We start from the raw sequence: 19,737 nt of genomic DNA, 5'->3' as shown, positions 1-19,737 counted from the left end.
AAAGTTAGCGTCGGGGGCCGGCGGCAAGGGGCGTGTTGGGTGGACCTGAAGGTATGCGGCCTTGTAGTTGAGGCATAGACAAAGTCTCCAGTTCTGGTAATACATACCGTGCAAAGAGACCGCATGCTTCCAGGTGCGGGTAACCTGAGAAAATGAATGCGCGCATGCCCATTGCCATGTACGCTTTAATTTTCGTCAACACCTGGTCGGGATTGCCAACCAACGCCGCACCACAACCCGATCGGCCCCGACCAATGCCGGTCCAGAGGAAAGGCTCAGCATAGCCTTCATCATCAGCCCCTTCGCGCAAGGCAGATTGCTTGGATACGCCCAGTGATTTTGCATCCTGGGCGCGTTCGCGAAGTGCGGTGCCATGGGCGTCGTCGAGTTGTGAAACCAGGCTTCGGGCAGCTGCGCGGGCCTCGCTTTCAGTTTCTCTGACAATAACATGAACGCGGAGTCCAAAATCGACGGTCCGGCCGTGCGTTGCAGCCTGAGCGCTCATGTTTTGCATCAAACGCAGCAGCTTTTCCTGGGTGTCGGGCCACATGAGGTATACGTCACAATGTTCTGCACAGAGCGCAACGCCTGGCGGAGAGTAGCCGCCAAAGTAGAGTAATGGGCCACCGTTTTGCTGGTACGGCTTTACGGGGGTAGCCGGCAACTGGATGTTGTAAAAGTCTCCAGAGAAGTCAATGGCATCCTGAGTCCATGCTTGCTTCAGTATCTGAATAACTTCACGCGAACGTTGATATCTCGCCTCCGACTCCATCGAGGTACCAGGCAGGTTCGACGAAATGATATTGAGCGTGAGCCGGCCTTTGAGGATATGGTCGAGTGTAGCGATTGAACGTGCCAGCATGGGAGGATGGATTTCACCACACCGGATAGCCGGCAGCAGGTTGATTTGCTTTGTTAGCGGCGCAACAGCTGATACAAAAGGCAATACATCTTGCCCTACCTGATAAGACGACGGGCACAGGATATTCCGGTACCCCAGTTTGTCTGCCGTAAGCAAGATATTGGACGTGTTTTCCCAGTTGCTTTTGTATTGCGGGTCATGGGTGCCGAGGTACACGTCATCGCCATTGCAGATCGGGGCGAACCACGCGATTTCTGCGCCTGCGGCGCTCTCGGATCGTATCGTAATGTTCGGTGTGGTACTCATGCCTTTTACTCATTTCTTGGGCAGGCATGTTAATGAAAAAGCGCGTGCAGGTGCAAGCTACGTTCAGGAAAACCGAATGGATAGGCGAGCGGTTATTTGAAGCTCTTGGTACGAACGAGCCTAAAGCCAAAGAAGTTGTGGCGATGGCTTGGGGCGTAGTAGTCCCGGTAGGAAACCCGTTGTTCGCGCGCTTCATCGGTCCAACTGCCGCCGCGGAGCACATATTGGTTACCAAAGGTTTCTCCCTGCGGGTCAACCTCGGGTTCTTCGCTGTATTCACCATAGAAGTCCTGGACCCATTCATAAACGTTGCCGTGCATGTCGTACAGGCCCCAGGCGTTGGGCCGGCGGGTTGCAACCGGGTGTGTGGTAAACCCAGAGTTTTTAGCATACCAGGCGAAATGTTTGAGTTTCCCTTCTTCGTCTCCGAAGGTGTAGTGGCTTTCAGAGCCTGCACGGGCGGCGTATTCCCATTCCGCTTCGGTCGGCAGCCGGTAACAACGCTGGCAGCCGGCTACTTTATTCAAGCGGTTAAGAAAGATCTGGATGTCGCCCCAATCAACATTGTCTACGGGATGGTCGTCGTTTGGGAAGAGGCTGGGGTTTTTGTCCATGATGGCCGACCATTGGGACTGGGTTACCTCTGTTTTGCCCATCAGAAAAGTCTTGGTGATGGTCACCCTGTGGACGGGTTGTTCATCCGGATATGCGTCGGCAGCGGCTGAGCCCATCATAAACGTACCGGGCTCGATACGGACAAAATCGCTTGAAAGGAAGGGGTCTTGGGTTGTTTGGAGCGTTTTTGGGACTTCGCGAAAAAATACGAGGTAAATGGTGACCATTGACAGTACGCTCACAATGGAGAGCAGCGCCCAGAAAATATGGCGGTTATATTGTCTAGGCTGCATGAAGCGGTTCTGTTTGAGGAGGAAGACCAGCAGTACCTGCTCGCTGCTTCAAAGAACCCAGTCTTGAGAAACGATCAGGATGGAGCGCTTCCGTGTCGATAGCCGGCTTTTCATTGTTGATGATCGACGTAACAAGCTGCCCTGTTATGGGGGCCAGTGTGATGCCAATCATGGCGTGTCCGGATGCAATAACAAGGTTTTGCATCGTTCCCGGCCGGCCAATGATAGGCAAGCCGTCAGGGGTACAGGGCCTGAAGCCCGACCAGATCATTTTTTGGTCAATTTGGTCTGGGGAAACAGATGGCAAATAATCCGGGATGGCGTTGCGAATGGCACGGGCACGGATCAGGTCAACGGATGCATCAAATCCGGCCAACTCGAGGGTGCCTCCAAATCGCAGTTTATTGCCCATGGGTGTTATCGTAACTTTCTCTTCCGTAAGAATAACAGGGATAGTCGGCGCGTTTTCTGGGGCGTCAACCGTAATGCTGTAACCTTTCGCAGGCTGGATTGGTGCCTTAATGCGTAGCATACGGGCCAATGCCGGCGTCCAGGCGCCGGCTGCCAGAATTACTTCGTCAGCCTCAATCCGACCCTTGTTAGTGTTGACGGCGCGAATTGTTCGATTATTTTTTGTATCGGTTGTTTCAAAGCCTGTCACTGCTGTGTCAGGTCGGAGGACAACACCGTTATCAGCAAGGGCCTTTGTTATGCCCGCAATGAACAAATTAGGACTCAAGTGTGCGTCTTGCGGGAAATATACGGCACCTCGAGCACTAGATTTTAGATTGGGTGCTTTTTGCTTTAATTCATCTGCTGTCAGGAAGGTGACGTCAAGGCCGGCTGCTTGCCCCTTTTTGCCGTACTTGAGGTTTTCTTTTTCTCCTTTATCCGTCCGGTGCACCATCAGCAAGCCTCTTTGCTCGAAGTGAAAGTCGAACAGCGTAGCGAGGCTTGCGAAGGCCTCAACGCTGGCCAGACTCAGGTCGCGTAGTAACGGCATGGAGCGGGCAACATGTTTTTCGGTACAGAAGCTACGGAATTGCCACAGCCATGACATCAGGGCAGGATCGAGCCGGGGTTTGATACGAAAAGGGCTATCGCGCCGGAACAGCCAGCGCATGCCCTGTGAAATCACCCCCGGTGCAGCAAGCGGTACTACGTGGCTCGGAACCAACATACCTGCATTGCCCAGCGAAGTCCCTTTATCGTAGACGCCTTTTTCAATCACGGTAACTGAGTGACCAGATTGTTGCAGGTAGTGCGCAGTGCATAGTCCTATGGCACCTCCGCCTATTACAACAATGTTTTTTTGTTTATGCATTGGGCTGATACCTGTTCGAACTTTTGCTTCCGCGTTTTGGTGGCGCACAGCTGCTAGATGACCTGAAATCCATGAGCGTACGGATCATCATCATCGATAAAAATAGTGTTGAAGCCCATAATACGCGCCCATCCTTCGATGCTTGGCACAATGGCATTATACCCGCCAACACGTGCCGTCTTTTCAACCCGGCCTTTGAACAGGCTGCCAATGATACTTTCGTGTACAAACGCATCACCTACCTGGAGATCACCCCGCGCAGCCCATTGAGCCATGCGTGCAGACGTCCCTGTGCCGCAAGGTGAGCGGTCAATGGCCTTATCGCCATAAAATACGGCATTACGGGCATGGGCCGCTTTGTTTCGAGGTTTGCCTGTCCATTCAATATGGCTTAGTCCGTTTATGGTTGGGTTTTCAGGATGTTCAAACGTATACAATTCATTGAGCCTCTTTCGAACCACTGGACTCCAGCTTATCAGGTCGGTTGCTGCATGGTCAGCCATGTCTGCAAAATTCTCCTGTGGTTCAACGATGGCATAATAATTACCGCCATAGGCTACATCAACGCGCAACGTACCGAGGGTGGGGCATTCGACAGACAGGTTTTCAGCTGCCAGATAAGACGGGACATTGACGAGCCTGACGGCGCTTACACGTTGGCCTTCCATCTGGTAAGTTGCAACGACAAGTCCTGCCGGCGTTTCGAGACGCAGCGTGCCCGGTTCATGGGGTGTGACCAGGCCATGTTCAATCATCACAGTGACGGTACCAATGGTGCCATGTCCGCACATGGGCAGGCAGCCGCTGGTTTCGATAAAGAGGATGCCCACATCACAGTCTTCGCGGCAGGGAGGGTAGAGGATGCTGCCAGACATCATATCATGCCCCCGCGGTTCAAACATGAGGCCTGTGCGGATCCAGTCGAACTCGGCAAGGAAATGCTGCCGGCGTTCACTCATGCTTTTACCCTCTAATTGTGGGCCGCCGCCGGTGACAACACGAACGGGGTTGCCGCAGGTATGGGCATCTATACAAAAAAAGGTGTGTCTGGCCATGGTATCGGATGGGCCCTAAATCAGGTTGAGGGCTTTTCTGGTAAATGCATCGAGGTAATCCAGAATTGCATCTGCAGCAAAGGCTGCCCCTTGTTCGTCGCCAGATACTACGGCAGCGATCATTTCCATATGCAATGCTGCAGAACGGCGGAGATCACCTTCATGCTGGTATTGATACCAGAACCGCCGGCAGTGCGCATGGAGAGGTGCCAGGGCAGTGGTGGCATACAGGTTTTTAGATGCAGATTCAAGGAGGGTGTCGCAGGTACGATCGAGCGTCATAAACGTTGCAAGATCGTTATGTTCAGCGGCGCTTTCCATTTCATCTCTGATGGTTTGTAGCGCTGTACGCTGTGTAGTGGTTGCTTTTTTTGCCGCGAGGGTCGCAACCAGTTTTTCCAGGACGCGCCGGGTTTCCAGTAGAGCGAAATGGTCCGTCATGCTGATCTCTGCGATCATCATGCCTTTGCGGGGGAGCGTTTTGACAAGGCGCGCTGCGGCGAGGCGTTGAAGCGCCTCGCGCAGCGGAGTCCGTCCGATATCAATCTGCCGGCTCAATTCAGCTTCAGAAAAAATGTGACCTGGCGGCAAAGCCAGCGTGACAATGAGGCTTTCCACAAGGGTATAAGCTTTGTCGGCAAGGCTGGCAGGTTGCGTAACAGATTGCATTTTAATGCTGAGCTAATTGTACAGGACTAAACGGATACGGGTTCGGGCAGCGTGGGTCGAACTGCCAACGCGTCCTCTATCACCTTGATTACATGGGCACGTTCTTCGCCAACCAGCTCCAGTCGTGGTGCGCGTACGCGTTCGGTGCCCAGGCCGGTCATAACCTCGGCCATTTTTATGTTTTGAACAAGTTTTGTGGATACATCCAGATCCAGCAGCGGTTTGAACCAGCGATACAGTGCACGGGCCTCTTGGAGCCGGCCGGCCATTGCCAGTTCGTAAATTACCACCGTTTCACGCGGGAAAGCGCAAACCAGGCCAGCAACCCATCCAACGGCACCAAGCAGCAGACTTTCAAGGGCCAGGTTATCGACACCGGTGAATATCTGATACCGATCTCCCACAATATTATAAAGATCTGTAATCCGGCGCACATTGTCTGATGATTCTTTGATGGCTACAAATTTAGGTTCATCAGCCAGTTCTGCAAACATTTCGGGGGTTACATCAACGGCGTATGCCACGGGATTGTTGTACACCATGATCGGGCAGGGTGACGCGTTGGCGACTGTTCTGAAGTGATGCATCGTTTCACGCCGGTCAGATTTATACAGCATCGGTGGAAGGACCATAAATCCGTCAGCGCCTACCTTGCCGGCTTGCTCTACAAATGCGCAGGCATCAGTTGTTCTGCGCGCTGCCACACCGGTCATAACTGGCACGCGGCCACCGCTTACATCAACAGCCAGTTTGAGAACATCCAGTTTTTCTTCTGGCGTCAGCGTACTGCTCTCGCCCAAGGAACCAGATACGATAATGCCGTGGACGCCGGCTTCGATTTGTGCCTGGAAATTGTGACGCATGGCGCCGAAATCCAGTTTGTCATCAGCTGTGAATTTGGTAGTTACAGCGGGGAAAATACCTTTCCAGGGAGTTTTCATGGCAGGACCATTAAGTAGGGTTTGTTTTGGTATTCCTGTAATATATCAGACGGATACGAGTTTGGCAAGTGAATGTTGTCGAGAATCGTATGGGTACAAAAAAGGGGGAGACGCCCAGGCATCTCCCCCTCAAGTCGAACACGAGAAAATTTACTTGATCAGGGTAATGTTTTGGTCTACAACAAAACGTTCGCCAACAGCCCTGAGCAGGTAGCGTCCACTGGCAAGGCTACTGGCGTCAAAGGTAAACAGATGCGCCTGTTCACCACCCAGTTCGCCGTTATGAACCTGCGCCACAAACCGTCCCAGCATGTCATAGACCTCAATCCTGACGTGCTGGGTTTCCTTTACGCGCAATTGGAATGTCGTGCTTGGATTAAACGGATTAGGATATACACCCGAGAGCGCATATTCATCATTGAGCTGTGCCGGATCTCCAGCCAATTCACCAGACACGGCTTCATTGCCAGGATGCAGCGACCGCATGTCAATGATGCCTAGCAGGTAGTGATCACCCGTAGTAGCGGATAGCCCGGGTATGGGCAAAATTGGTACGCCGGGATTGATACCGTGTGTCGTTTTGTCTGTGTGTATTACTAGCGCTATGAAATCAACAGCACGCGGACTGCGGATAAGCACGGGCCGGCCGTTGTGGTCGAGCTCCTGAAAACCCGTATTGAGATCAAATGCGCGCAGATACGAACTGCCCACTGGCTGGTATTCAGGGGCGGGCACGCCATTCGGACAGCAAAGCGGTTGTTCTGAATCGCTACCATCGGGTGCAAGTGCTTGAATGGTGTTCGACATGCCATTCCTCAGAGGTCCTTGGCCGGGCAGGAGTGGGTTGTAATCGAGGTCTATAATCAACTGCGACTTCCCGTTGGGTCGGATATGGAACTGGTTGGGTTCGGGGCCGAGTCCTTCGGTGAACGCTGCGGTTGTAGGGGCAACGGGCGCAGAAACGCCGGCAATGGGCGGCAATCCTGGGCCTATGGGATCAAAGATCGGGTGCGGCGCAACGGGGCCTCCCGGAAAGAAGTAGGAAACCCATGCTGTGAGGACTAGATCAGGATCAAGACCTTCCAGGTTTATTACAATGCGGTGTTTTCCGTTGGAAAGCGCCTGGTACTTGGCAAATCCCGACGGATTTGGTGCTACCAGGTCTGGATCCAAATCAGTAGGTAACAGGCAAGGCGGGGGAGGCCCAATACCCGGTTCGCCCCCGGGTGGTGGCGGGGGGGGGAAGCAGGTCATGTCAATCCGGTTGCCGGCAGTATTGGGGGCCGGCGACCTTAGTTCAAAGGCCGCAGATTGTGCGAGTACCGGGTCAGTGAATCCAATCAATAAAAATAAACAGATAGCGCTAAGCGCTAAGCTCTTACAGATGCTCATCTTATCTCGCTCCTAAATTTGGTTAAGGCACATCGTTGGGAGGCTTGCCCAACGAGATAGATAAGCCTCAAGAATATGTAATTAAGCGGCTATTGAAACCGTTGATTCTGCCGGCAGTGGTGGTGCTGCACTTGTGCAATGGATCGTCAATCAAATGCAGTCAATCATTCGATCAAATCATTATTATAGACTGCATTCTTAACACACATCCCCAAGGCGGGGCACACAGGTGGGTCGATAAGTTAGCATATAGTATGATAAGAATCTGCTTATTTTGGGGTAAAAATGCATACTCGGGAAGAAAGTACAGGGGATAAGCTGCATATTTTCGGTATGCCTTAGATGGCTCCGCATGCAGACGTGTCGAGAATGAGTACACCGTTTTCGGCAAACTGTCTGTCGATGGGTGCCGGTTTGACGCGAATGGCTACGTGCAGGTTGTTTTGCTGCGCAAACGTAAGGCAGATCTGAATATCTTCAGCGTTCGCGCACCGGGCCATTGCTGCCGGCCAGCAACTGTCAATGGCCGTCCAGACCTTGCGGGTTTTGTCATACCCTGTATCCCAGGCACATATCAGGCTCCCGGCAAGCTTGTTGCGAAATCTTTCAAATTGCAGTACATAGCCGACATCCCAGCCAACACCGTCTCTATCGTACCAAATGGCTTCTTTCTGATGACTTGTGGTTTGCAATGGGGGGGTAGCAGGAATCAGGGTGACCATAGGAAGACCTCTATATAAAATTGTCATTGTAATGGAGCATGTGAATTGCCTAAGCACTCACATCTATCAAGACGAGAGGTTGGGGGAAATCACCAAAAGGATTGTAGAAAAGATTTGCTTTTGTTGAGGTATTGCGGTTGTCAGGTAGACGTGCGGACCCAGCCAAGTAGAAAAACGATTGTCCAAAGCACCGTGCGTACCCAATTTCGGCTGACAAGTAAAGAGAGGGTGTCGGGTTGAATCTGGCCGGCTGAGATAAGATTATGAAGCGGGACCGCCTGGGTAAATGTGGAAATCCAGATCAGCAATACCAGGAGCGCTGCGGCATACACGGGCCATCCCGGGGCATTAAAAAGTTGAAAACCTATCAGGCCAACCTGTGCAAACATGAGTGGGATCACAAACAATGAGATACGGAAGCTGTACACCTGATGCCAATCCTGAAATGTAGCTGGCTGGCTATGGAGGAAGCTCGGATATATGATTAATTGTACCAGCCAGATCAGCACAACTAGGCCAAAGTCGACCATGGTGCGGAGTTCATTACTGAATTGAAAAATCAGTTTGGTCATTGGGTAGTTACTGCGGATGCTTAGCGGTTAAAGAAAGAGACCGGTAGGGCTGATAATTTAGACATCGGACCGAGGAGTGCCGGCTTTATATAAATCTTGCAAGATTGAGAACGTATGTATACCCTGAAACGCGAACTATTGGTCGATACGACGCTAGAAAAAGCGTGGAATTTTATCAGCCGGCCCGAAAACCTTAATCTCATTACGCCAGATGACCTGTCTTTTGAGATTATCTCTGATGTCCCTGATCAGATGTTCAATGGTTTACTCGTAGAATACCGGGTAACCATTCCAGTGATTGGCGCCCAGCGCTGGATTTCTGAAATCAAACACATCAAACCAAACCATTCTTTTGTAGACGAGCAACGGGTTGGTCCGTACAAGCTCTGGTATCATTTCCACAAAATAGAAGAAGTAGAAGGTGGTGTGCTGTTTACCGATGAAGTAACCTATGAGCCGCCATTTCTTGTTTTTGGCCAGATTGCCAACGCCGTTTTTATTCGACGAACGCTTGATCGAATTTTTGACTATAGAACCGAGCGGTTCAGCGAGTTGCTGGCTAATTAACGGTGGGAACGGCGCTTAATAGTCTACGCGGAAGGAAAGCGTAAATTGCCGGCCTGGTAGCGACCGGGGTGAGGTAAGTGCAGCGGGGCTTGCAGGTTGGAGCAACTGGTCGAACACGTTTTCCTTGTCCAGTACATTCAACACGAAAAACTGGATGGAAGACCGCACAGCATTGGACGAGATTTGTACGGTTGCACCGAGATCAAGGCGTTGATAGCGCGGTGTTTCGTCGTTCAGCGGCGATGTCAAATCAAACGGTGTAAGCGAGAGCGGTAAAGGCCTGAAAGCCAGGAAATCGTAGTAGGCGCGCCGAAGTGCCCATTTTTTGCCCCACTGGTTAACCCAATTGGCTTCGAGAGAAAAAGAAGGGCTGAGCTGCGCACTGGCGTCCAGCCGCACCTGATGTGGCGTATTCCAGGGGACGGCGATGCGCTCATCGTTGAATCGGTTAGGGAATTGCTGTTCTGACAGAATGTAGTCGTAGCCAGCCTTGAGGGTAAGCCAGTTGCCCGAGCGGGCTGCGTGCAGGCTGGCGCCGTAAGATCTACCATCTGCCCGTTTTATGAATTGATCTTGCGGGCGAGACAATTCAGACCCTTCAAGTTCTTGCAAGCCGGCATAGTCTACGGTTAGCACTTCTTGCCATTTGATAAAGGACTCCGCGCTGATGGTCCATTTTACCCCGGGGGTAATCAGCATCTCCACGGCAAGGTGAGAGGCGAGTGGTGGGGATTGAGAGGCATCCAGCGGCAACCAAAACAGAATGGATGGCGCTGCGGATGTGGTACCAAAACTTGTGAGGTCGTACTGATTCACGTACTGCCGATACATACCCCCGGCAAGCCTGATGGCATAATTGCCGAGCAAGGGACTAACTGCATCAAGCCGGAGTGCAAGCCGGGGCTCAAGGTATGCTTTTTTATGGATGGGCAGATACGTCAGCCGCACACCAGGTTCAACGGTTGCATAGGCATTCAGCGCAATCTGGTTGTGCACAAATGCAGCCAGATTGGTTGTTGAAATGTGATGGACGAGGGGGGCAACAAAAGCGTTACGGAAATCAAACTCTGTATCTACATGGGTAAACTCAACCCCGACATCGGTATGATGAAAAGGGGAGAAGCTGTGTGATAGGGTCGAGCTGACGGTTAATTCGCGTATGAAATTGCGTTCCGAAGAGGAGAGTGCATCAGCGAGGGTGCTTTTGAGATCCAGGGCTTTGAGGTCTACAAGTTGCGTAGAAGGCTGGTCTTCGATAAAGTCGTTCGATGCGCGGTAGCTGTAGCGGGAGTCATGCCAGCTTCCTTTAATCTGCGTTGAAAGGGCTGACTGATTGCCAAGCAGCCAACTGTGTTTGAGTTGGCCGGCCCAGTTCAGCCAGCTATACCGGTCAGACGTGATCACAAAAAGGTCGTTGCCAACCTGGAGTAAGTCGTTTGTGACAACGAGGTCAGAGGCAATGCGGTTGCTGGCCCGATAAAGCGATGCGTGCAAATTCTGGTAGGGCGAGAGCTTGATGCGTGAGGCAAAGTGTAAATCTGAAAAGGCAATCAGCGGTGTTTGTGTATGGGTTGTGAGGGTTGTCGGCGCTACGGATTCTCCCGTCCACAAACTGGTCAGAAAAGGATCAATACCACTCCAGTTTTCCAGTAGCGCCTGGATCCCTCGGTCTTGATATAAATTCCAGTTGCTCGTTCTTGCCGCAACCATGAACAAGCCTTCACGCGCCTCATTAAGGTTGAAGCGGCCTTTTACTTGTCCGTTTGCACTAACCGGGTCGAGCATAAAAGTGGCGCTGTAACGATCCGTTGGGTGCAAATCCTGGTCAATGGCAACAAATCCTGTTAGATGGCTTCCATACCGGGCACCATAGCCGGCTTTGTGAACCGTCATGCGCTTAATGGCAAGCGGGCTAAATGCACCCAGGTAGCGGCCCAGTGCTACAGGATCTCTTACGGGTGCGCCGTCCAGCAAGGTTACATGTTCATTGCTGATCCCGCCTTGAATCTGCACACCGGCAAGTGGCTGCAGGATAGATACGCCGGCCAGTTTACTGGCGCCGCGCATAACATCGGGGGTACCGTGGGCCGACATCCCAACCATGCTGTTGCCATCAAGGGTTGGATTGCCGAGGTCCTGTGAGGGGATGCGCTGCTCGAGGCCATCGATTACGATGGGGCCAACAGACAGCGCGCTGGATTGGAGTTCAATGTTGATGCGGCTTTTTGCACCCGGTTGTACCCAGATACTGTCCATGGTCGTTTCATATCCGACGTAGGTAACAACAACGCGCTGGAGTCCTGATATGAGCGACTTGAAGCTGAAAAAGCCATCCTGGTTTGTTGTTGTACCCGATGAGCCATCTGCCAGTAATACATTGGCATAAGGCAGCGGCATGCCCGTTTCCAGGTCTGTAATACTGCCGGCAAGGTCGCCAAATAGCGGGGCTTGCTGGATGGCTTCGATCAAAATGTAAGTCCCAGAAGAGGAGCGGATGTAATCCAGGCCGGAGTCTCTTAGTATGCACTGCAGCAGGGCTTCTGGTTGTGCGTCTTTTTTTGAGCAAAAAACCTGCTTGTCTTTGATGAGCTCACTGGAGACAACAAGATCGAGCTGTGTCTGTGCCACCAGGGTTTCAAGTGCTTCTTCCATCGATACACCGCGCAACAGCAAGCTGTACGTGCCTCCTGATTGCGCAAAAACCTGGTCTGCTGGGGCGGCAGCAAAAACCAGGAAAAGTACAGCAAAGCAGATATATCGTAAGAAAGGGATCATAGGCGGTAACAGGACACAAAGAAAGGAGAAGCCGCCAGGCTAAAAGTTGCCGGGGAAATCCTTGTATAGCATGTATCCCGAAAACGGATTACAGTTTCCAGCTTAGGGTGTTGGGGGCTGGGAATTACCCGATGGGGGCGTGAAAATACTGAACCCATTGCTGGTTTCTCTGAATTGACATTGTACCGACAGGCAGATTGACTCAAGCAGTTCAGCCGGCGTCGGGTCTTTGACAAACAGGTTTAGTTTGTGCTCAGCATCTATGGTGGGGTCAAGCGTAATGTCCATGACATATCTGCGCTCGATTTCGGCAACAATGGAAGCAATGGACAAATCCTGAATGGCAAAGCCATTGGAACGCCACGCATCTGCCTGTTCAACAGGAACGCGGGAGGCGACGGTTTCAATGCGGCCGTTGGGCCGGGTAACAACGCGGGCCATGTCGCCGGCTGCAGCGAGGGTGTCAAGAGGGGCTTCGTCTTGATGGCTTGTAACGAGCACGGTGCCTGTTTTCAGGGCTACGCGCGTTTCAGGGGTTGCGTCGTGTTCGCGGGCCCACACATTGAAGCTGGTGCCAAGCACGCGGACCTGTGCATTAAATGACTCTACAACAAACGGGACATCCATTTCTTCAACTTCAAAAAAGGCTTCGCCTTGCAGGTAAACGCGTCGTTTTGTTGTTGAGATTAATGGCCATGATTCAAAGCGGCGGGCATATTCAATCCGTGAACCGCTGTTGAGTGTGATTACAGACTGGTCGGGGAGAACGGTTGTTACCTGTTCGCCGAGCGGCGCTTGCACAACGACGGGTATACGCCAGAACCAGATCATGCAGGCAAAGAGCGCCAGTGTAACAGCAGCGCTCATCGTAGTCCATTGCATCGCCCGTTCTTTGGGGTTTGTTGCGCCGGAAAGCGACTGACGATCCGGGGCACGACGTGCGCGTTTGCCCAGACCAACTGGGGCCGGCGTGCTTTCTCCTGAATCCAGGGAACGTTCGATATCTTGCAGGGCAGCTTCTGTATCCGGAATAAGGCCTGACTGGACGGAGTCATCTTCTTCCAGATGCCCAAGCAATTGCCATACACGCTTAATGCGCGCCTGCTCATCAGGAGTCTTCTGCTGCAGGTCATCCTGCAACTCGGGAGGTAAAGATGAATGACTTGGCGTACTCATAACTCAAGCAATGAAGGTTCAAATGCTTCAATACGGTGTTGTAAATGGGTCAGGGCCCGCATAATGTGATTGTTCACTGTACGCGGCGAAATCGCCATAATGTCGGCTATTTCGCGATGACTCAGACCTTGGAAACGGCTAAGCAATATGGCTTCCCGTTGTCTATCCGGCAATTCCTCTATCCAGGCTTTCAATCGTGTTGAAAGCGTACGCACATCAACCATAGCGTCTGGTTGCTCCCTTTTCGGGACTTTGTTAGACGATTGTTGCTTGATGATTTTGTGTTTTTCATCATGGATCCGCTCATCTCGCAGATGTCGTATGGCACGATTCTTTGCCATCTGATAGATATATGCTTTAAGTGAGCGGGAAGGGTCCAGGGAGGTCCTGAGCCCCCAGAGGGAAATAAATACATCCTGAATAAGATCGTGCGCGAGCGCCTCGTCTTTAACAATGCGGTGTACATACCGGATGAGCTCTGCACGGAGGAGCCTGAACAGGTCGCCAAAAGCACTCCGGTCGGAGGCGTTAAGGCGCTTGCAGTACTCTTCAAATGAAGGGCTCGTACTCATTGGGATGGACTAGTTCCTTGGCTATTTACTTGATAGTACACAAAATACCCGATATGACTACCGGTGGCTAAGATGGGTTTGTATGTTACTGTCGTCACGGCGCGCCAGGGTGTCGAGGGTTGATTGCCGAGTGTTGAATGCCGAGTGTTGAATTACAAGGGCCTGCGCAGTTTCTCCACATGGCATCCCGAGCCGCGCGAAGGATCTGAGCGTGCAGGTATCCCTATTAAGGTTCACGACCTGTTCCCACCACTTTTAAAAACTGTAACGCAAGGTGAGGTTATGCTGGTTGGGTGCTGGAGTGTAGGTCAACCGGACAGGCGATTGTTTACCAGCGGCTGGTCTTTTTAGTAGAGCATCTACATAACTAAAAACCCAGATGCCGGCAGCCGCCACGATCAAATTGTTACGGGTTTTGTGCCATTGGTTGAACGTGCTGTACCGGTCTTCGATGTCAGCAGGTGTTAAGGCGGCAAGGTAGTCCTCTTCAGCCTGTTGTCTGCGCGTATGCGAAAGCAATGCGCCGGCAGCGCTAACGCCCCAAGCCGACATCAGTGCAATTCCTTTTGTCCGCTCATTTTTGTGCAATTGCCCCCATCCGGGCAGAATCATGGAGCGCATAACAGCGGCAGGTCTCACGTCTTCTATAACGAGGTACCGCAACTCGGTCTCAGCCGGACTGGCTGTATTCCGGAGGGTGATGAGTTCATCCAGAATATCAATAACCTGTGGCGGTGTATCCTGTGGGGAAAGCTGTAGGGCGGGGTTAACCTGGAGGGCAAGCGCCAGTTGTTTCCGGGTGCCGGCCTGGTCATTCCTGGTGAAAAGAATCAGCGCGTAGACGGTGTATATTTCACCCAGTTCTGCGGGGGTAAAGCGATCAAACCCTTCCAGCGCAGCTTCTATCCTTGCTTCTGCAACCGAGAAATCAAGGCTTTCATAAGCCCCCTTTATATCGCGAATCACTGCTTCATTTGACTGTTGTGCCATGCAGTTTACAACAAATCCGTCTACAACGAAGCCGGCAAAGCAAAGCAGCAAAAGGGTGATATGTCGGATGCGGCGGCTCATCAATCAGCGCACAAGCAACAAGACCTGAGATTGGAGGGTACCCTGGACTTTGAGCACAACGAGATAACGACCACTGGCAACGCTGCGTGCCTGGTTATCCAGGCCATCCCAGGATATCTGGTGGCTGCCTGCCGGCAGTGGGTGTTGTAGCAGTTGCCTGATCTCCTGTCCGGCGAGGGTGTAAATGGCAACAGAAACAAGGTCTGCCGGCAGCTCCAGTTGAAACGGAATGGTTACCTGTGTGATGAACGGATTAGGGTAGGCTGGCGCAAGGGCAAAGGGGATCGCCGGCAGTTCATCATCAACACCGACTGTGCTTACAAAGCCAAAGGAAAAAGTAGCTGACCAGTCGCTGGTGCCGGCTGCATTAAAGGCGCGAACTCGCCAGAATTTACTGCCATCTGGTGGAAAAAGGGTGACTTCGGGTGATGTCAGGGTAGAGTCTACGAGAATGTCATTGAATGCTTCGTTGCTGGCAAGCTGGAACCGGTACTGTGCATTGTCTGACCCTATCCAGGTAAAAGCGACAGGCGTAGTGTCAACAGTAGTTTCGTTTGCGGGAAAGGTGAGAATCGGGATTGCTGGCAGCGCAGTCACCACCAGCAGGTCAAAATTCTGGGTGCTATTATCCTGTCCATCTGAAAAAGTCAGGACAATTGGCACTGTTCCGGCATCTGCAGGCGCCGGCGTGCCAGAGAGCGCTGCTGAACCATCTCCGCGATCCAGGAAAGTCAGCCAGTCAGGCAGTGGGTTAACGGTAATGGTGATGGCGTCCCCTTCTGCATCAGATGCCGAAATTTCATAAACGTAGGCTGTTTCGGTGAGTATGCCGGTAACCGGATCTGTACGTACCTGTGGGGCATCGTTTACGGGGGTAACGGTAATTTGTACGGTAGCCAGTGCAGCTGCACCTGCGGCGTTTTGTATGGTGTACGAGAAGAGATCCAGTCCGTTGAAATCATCAGCAGGTTCATACCTGAACGACTGGTTGTCGACCTGCGTCACCGTTCCTTGAAGCGGTTGCGTAAACCCGCTGATGTTTAGCGGACTGCCGGCAGGATCTGTATCGTTGCGCAGTACATCAACAACCACTGCAGTGTCTTCCAATGTACTGATGGCATCGTTGTTTGCGATGGGGGCTGCAATGACATCAAACGCTTCAACGCTTGCAAGGATATTCCCCGCAGCATCTTCGCCACCAAATACAAACAGCTGGTTGTCGGCAAATACGGCTGCCGCGTTTTCCCGTGCCTCGAGTAGAGGTGCCGCGAGCTCCCATCGGTTTTCTGCCGGGATAAACCGGTTTACGATATCAACTACATCATTATCACTCATGCGGCCACCCATCACGTAGATGGCGTCGTCAAGCGGTGCGGCAGTCAACCCGCCGCGTGCCGGCATAAAAGGCGCTAAAGATGTAACACCACTTGCCGGGTGATACCGCTGCACCTGGTTGAGCGGGCCGAAAGTGCTGAAGCCACCAAAGGTATAGACAGAATCGGCAAACGTAAGGGCCGAAAACGAAGCCCGGGCAACGTCGAGATTCCAGGCTGAGAAGTCGCGCCAGGTATTTCCAGCCTCGTCAAAATATTCGACAGTGTTCAGGATTTGCGCATTGCCATTGGAGCCTCCAGCTACATACAGGGTGTTGTCCTGCACAAAAGCGGCAAGTCCTTCTCGGCTTTCGCGCAGGTTACTGATGTCAGTCCAGGTCTGCGCAACCGGGTCAAATACTTCTGCTTTGTCCAACACAGCGCTGCTGTTGCCACGGCCTCCCATTACGTAAATTTTATTGTTATGCACAACGGCTGCGGCATTGAAGCGGGCTTGTGTCATGGGCTGTACGGTTGTCCACGTATCGTTTGCTGGATCGTAGCGACTTACCGTGTTCAGAATCTGACCTGCTTCATTTCTGCCACCTATCACATACACCTGGTTGTCTAGTACAACGGCGCTTACCCCGGAACGTGCTTCAGGGATAGGCGCCCTGCGTTGCCAGGACCGTGGATCATCTGCAAATGCATTAGTCGCCATGAGGCAGGCTAACAACAGGGCGCAGCATACGCGTCCGATAGATGTTATGTGACGATTTACTATCACAGGTGTACAAATAATGGTCGCTTATTACGACTTAAATGGTGGAATTTTATGTTTTGCAATGGACGTACCAATTTTAGTTGTTGATCAGTTCACGCAAGTTATAAGGCTGCCGGCGTTTTTCGCCCGCAGTCACAATCAATTCCCCCTGCCATTCCCCCAATTCGTCGTTTTTCAACGTGATTGAATGGGTGCCCGGTGCAAGTAAAACGGTTTTATTTGGCGGCAATGTGCCATAGGCAACAGAGTCGATAAACACTTCTGCCCAGGGGAGAACTTCCAGGTCCACGGAGGCCACAAAATCTTTGAAAGACAACCGAACCGTATCCTGTTGTCCCGGCGCAAGGGTTACCTGACGCGAGTAGGTCGGGTAATGTGGATTGACAAGCGCCAATGCATATGAACCCGGTGTGGTCGTATGGCTGATGGCCGGGGGGGCGGTGCCTATGTTGATGCCATCCATTAAAACATTGCACCACGGTGTACAGAGGACTGTCAGGTTTCCGGGCTTTGGGGGTACGGTTTCAGTTTGCAGCAGGCTATCCGTAGTGAAAAAAACAGGCTGTAGCGAAGATACTTCTGTTTTTACGCTTGACGCATCGCTGCCCGATTGGACAACAGGATCTTCTACTGGTTCAGGTGCCGGTAATATTGCCGGCGTTTCGGATTTGTGTTGTGCTGTATTTGGTTGTTGCGCCCTTGGATTTTCAGGGAGTGGCTGCGCATCGATGTTGGTGTCGACAACTTCCGTGTCAGTTGACATGGGGGGGAGAGGCGAAGTTTCTGGCGCAGAACCCGTTGGCGTTGAGGTATTAAATGCACTCCATCCTTGAAAAACGATAAGACCAGCCAGTAGTAAGGCAGTGGCAATTACGGCCCATTTGAATCCAGGTGTACCGCTTTGTTTGCGGCTTTCAGCTAAACGGTCTGTGGCTCGATCTGCTGTTTTTGAGGTAAAAGGTGCAGGCCCGGGGGTCGATTTATTCGGGGCTTCCGGTGCCTGCGTTACCAGTGCTGGAGCTACGTAGTCCTCAGGCACTTCCAGGAACCGTTGCACCGTTTTCTGGCCCTCGAAGTTGGTATAGCATCCTTTTAACGCTTCCGCTTGCTCTACAACGGAAGCTGCATCAGCTGGCCGCTGTGCTGGTGATTTATCGAGTAGGGAGGCGCACAAATTAACAAGGTCAGCCGGTAGCGCGGGATCCGCTCTGAGCGCGGGTACTGGATCATAGTGCAACAGGCTGTCAAAAAGGGCGCGGCTATCTGCGCCACGGAATGCAGCTTTGCCGGCGAGCATTTCAAAAAGGGTAGCACCGAGCGCAAACAGGTCACTTTTTGTCGTCGGTCGGCCTTCTGTTATGCATTCAGGCGCGAGGTACGCCGGTGTGCCGGCCAGGGCAGGGTTTTGTGTGTCTGTATCCGTTTGCTTGAGGGTGGCGAGCCCAAAGTCAGTCAGTTTTACCTGGCCATCGTGGGCGATTAATACGTTGGCCGGCTTGAGATCCCTGTGCAAAATTTGCTGGGTATGAGCCGCCTGGAGGCCACGCGCCATGTCTGCTACAACATGCAAGGCCACGGGTGCGGGTAGTTTGCCGTGGGATGCAAGTATTTGTTGCAGCGAAAAGCCTTCAATAAAGGCGGTTGTGAGGTATACCCGGTTTTGATCTTCGCCGTACGCGAGTATTTGAACAACATTGGGGTGCTGTACTTTGGCCATCAGACGGGCTTCCTGTTCAAACTGGCTTACGAGGGAAGCGTTGTGCCGGAAGCGGTCGTGTAGCACTTTCAACAGGACGTACCTGTCCAGCGACGCATCATGAGCTTTGAATACGCCGGCCCAGGTGCCTTCCTGGATTTTAAGGAACGGTGTGACACCACCTATGGATTTGTGATTTCCCATTCCTTTAGCCTGTAGTGTAACCAGCTACGCGATACATCAAGGGTACGCGCCGTTTTTGAGACGTTGTGCTCACATTCTTCCAGTGTTTGCAAAACAACTTCTTTTTCGATCGCTTTCAAAGTTTTGCCGGCATAGGTTGTCGGCTGGTATTTTTTGTCGAGCGGCCCTGAAAGGGCTGGCAAACTCAGGTCAGTGCTGTTGATCATTTCACCGGTAGCCAGCACAACAGCGCGCTCTATGGAATTCTGCAATTCACGCACGTTGCCAGGCCAGTGATAAGATTTCAGGGCTTGAATTGCCTCTTGTTCAAATCCTTTTACATAAGACCGGGTGCCTGTGGCATATTTGTCTAGAAAATGGTGTGCTAACAATACAATGTCTTCACCTCGTTCTCTGAGGGGTGGTGTGACAAGGGTGATGGTGTTGAGCCTGTAAAAGAGGTCTTCCCTGAATGCGCCTTCTTCAACCAAATCGGTCAGCAATTTATTGGATGCTGAGATAATACGGACATCAACATGGCGCACGTGGTTTTCACCAATGCGTTTTACTTCTCCTTCTTGCAATACACGCAGGAGCGCGGTTTGAATGGACGGACTCAGGTCAGCTACTTCGTCGAGGAACAGCGTGCCGCCATCTGCTGCCTCGAATAAACCGGGTTTGTCAGCTGATGCGCCAGTGAAAGCTCCTTTTTTGTAGCCAAATAGCTCGCTTTCGAGCAATGCGTCTGGCAGTGAGCCGCAGAAAAGTGCGAGAAAGGGTTTGTCTTTGCGGTGCCCATTGTAGTGAATCGCTCGCGCAACCAGTTCTTTGCCTGTGCCGCTCTCCCCC

General features: G+C 52.2%; 17 protein-coding genes. 1 reads left to right on the top strand and 16 read right to left on the bottom strand.

Annotated features, from left to right (window positions below):
• Positions 1–4 precede the first annotated feature (4 nt).
• The 9 genes from AAF564_05180 to AAF564_05140 form a co-directional block, all read right to left on the bottom strand.
• Entirely contained in the window at positions 5–1,168 is a 1,164-nt protein-coding gene (locus AAF564_05180; GenBank protein ID MEM8484917.1) for an LLM class flavin-dependent oxidoreductase, read from the bottom strand.
• 92 nt (positions 1,169–1,260) lie between these two features.
• Entirely contained in the window at positions 1,261–2,076 is an 816-nt protein-coding gene (locus AAF564_05175) for a formylglycine-generating enzyme family protein (GenBank protein ID MEM8484916.1), read from the bottom strand.
• Positions 2,066–3,400, bottom strand: coding sequence for an FAD-dependent oxidoreductase (locus AAF564_05170; protein MEM8484915.1), 1,335 nt, complete (start codon positions 3,398–3,400; stop codon positions 2,066–2,068). The genes AAF564_05175 and AAF564_05170 overlap by 11 nt, the downstream gene beginning before the upstream one ends.
• A gap of 53 nt (positions 3,401–3,453) precedes the next feature.
• Positions 3,454–4,455 (bottom strand): 4-hydroxyproline epimerase, encoded by a 1,002-nt coding sequence (locus AAF564_05165; GenBank protein ID MEM8484914.1) that lies wholly within the window; start codon positions 4,453–4,455, stop codon positions 3,454–3,456.
• Positions 4,456–4,470: 15 nt separating this feature from the next.
• Positions 4,471–5,124, bottom strand: coding sequence for a GntR family transcriptional regulator (locus AAF564_05160; GenBank protein ID MEM8484913.1), 654 nt, complete (start codon positions 5,122–5,124; stop codon positions 4,471–4,473).
• Between the two features lie 26 nt (positions 5,125–5,150).
• Positions 5,151–6,065, bottom strand: coding sequence for a dihydrodipicolinate synthase family protein (locus AAF564_05155; protein ID MEM8484912.1), 915 nt, complete (start codon positions 6,063–6,065; stop codon positions 5,151–5,153).
• A 150-nt stretch (positions 6,066–6,215) separates the two neighbouring features.
• Positions 6,216–7,457, bottom strand: a complete 1,242-nt coding sequence (locus AAF564_05150) for a T9SS type A sorting domain-containing protein (GenBank protein MEM8484911.1) — start codon at positions 7,455–7,457, stop codon at positions 6,216–6,218.
• Positions 7,458–7,795: 338 nt separating this feature from the next.
• Positions 7,796–8,206, bottom strand: a complete 411-nt coding sequence (locus tag AAF564_05145) for a hypothetical protein (protein MEM8484910.1) — start codon at positions 8,204–8,206, stop codon at positions 7,796–7,798.
• A 113-nt stretch (positions 8,207–8,319) separates the two neighbouring features.
• The gene (locus AAF564_05140) at positions 8,320–8,751 is read right to left on the bottom strand and encodes a hypothetical protein (protein MEM8484909.1); all 432 of its coding nucleotides are present in this window, start codon (positions 8,749–8,751) and stop codon (positions 8,320–8,322) included.
• A 114-nt stretch (positions 8,752–8,865) separates the two neighbouring features.
• Between AAF564_05140 and AAF564_05135 the strand changes: the two genes are divergently transcribed.
• Positions 8,866–9,318 carry an SRPBCC family protein gene (locus tag AAF564_05135; protein MEM8484908.1) on the top strand — a complete coding sequence of 151 codons (453 nt, stop codon included), beginning with the start codon at positions 8,866–8,868 and terminating at the stop codon, positions 9,316–9,318.
• 15 nt (positions 9,319–9,333) lie between these two features.
• On the opposite strand, the gene AAF564_05130 is transcribed toward AAF564_05135, so the two are convergent.
• The 7 genes from AAF564_05130 to AAF564_05100 form a co-directional block, all read right to left on the bottom strand.
• Positions 9,334–12,093 (bottom strand): carboxypeptidase-like regulatory domain-containing protein, encoded by a 2,760-nt coding sequence (locus AAF564_05130; GenBank protein MEM8484907.1) that lies wholly within the window; start codon positions 12,091–12,093, stop codon positions 9,334–9,336.
• A 102-nt stretch (positions 12,094–12,195) separates the two neighbouring features.
• Complete coding sequence (locus AAF564_05125) at positions 12,196–13,269, bottom strand: FecR domain-containing protein (protein ID MEM8484906.1); 1,074 nt, start codon at positions 13,267–13,269, stop codon at positions 12,196–12,198.
• Positions 13,266–13,841 carry an RNA polymerase sigma-70 factor gene (locus AAF564_05120; GenBank protein ID MEM8484905.1) on the bottom strand — a complete coding sequence of 192 codons (576 nt, stop codon included), beginning with the start codon at positions 13,839–13,841 and terminating at the stop codon, positions 13,266–13,268. Before AAF564_05120 ends, AAF564_05125 begins: the two co-directional genes overlap by 4 nt.
• A gap of 255 nt (positions 13,842–14,096) precedes the next feature.
• Complete coding sequence (locus tag AAF564_05115; protein ID MEM8484904.1) at positions 14,097–14,912, bottom strand: hypothetical protein; 816 nt, start codon at positions 14,910–14,912, stop codon at positions 14,097–14,099.
• A 3-nt stretch (positions 14,913–14,915) separates the two neighbouring features.
• Positions 14,916–16,946, bottom strand: a complete 2,031-nt coding sequence (locus AAF564_05110) for a kelch repeat-containing protein (protein ID MEM8484903.1) — start codon at positions 16,944–16,946, stop codon at positions 14,916–14,918.
• A gap of 139 nt (positions 16,947–17,085) precedes the next feature.
• On the bottom strand, positions 17,086–18,909 hold the full coding sequence (locus AAF564_05105) for a serine/threonine-protein kinase (protein MEM8484902.1): 1,824 nt from the start codon (positions 18,907–18,909) through the stop codon (positions 17,086–17,088).
• On the bottom strand, positions 18,888–19,737 hold an 850-nt coding region (locus AAF564_05100; protein ID MEM8484901.1), incomplete at its 5' end, for a sigma-54 dependent transcriptional regulator. The genes AAF564_05100 and AAF564_05105, both read right to left, overlap by 22 nt.

It is taken from the genome of Bacteroidota bacterium (assembly GCA_039111535.1).
Classification (GTDB): domain Bacteria; phylum Bacteroidota; class Rhodothermia; order Rhodothermales; family JAHQVL01; genus JBCCIM01.
The sequence above is the reverse complement of the archived record's forward strand: the minus strand, read 5'-3'. Positions and strand labels throughout refer to the sequence as shown.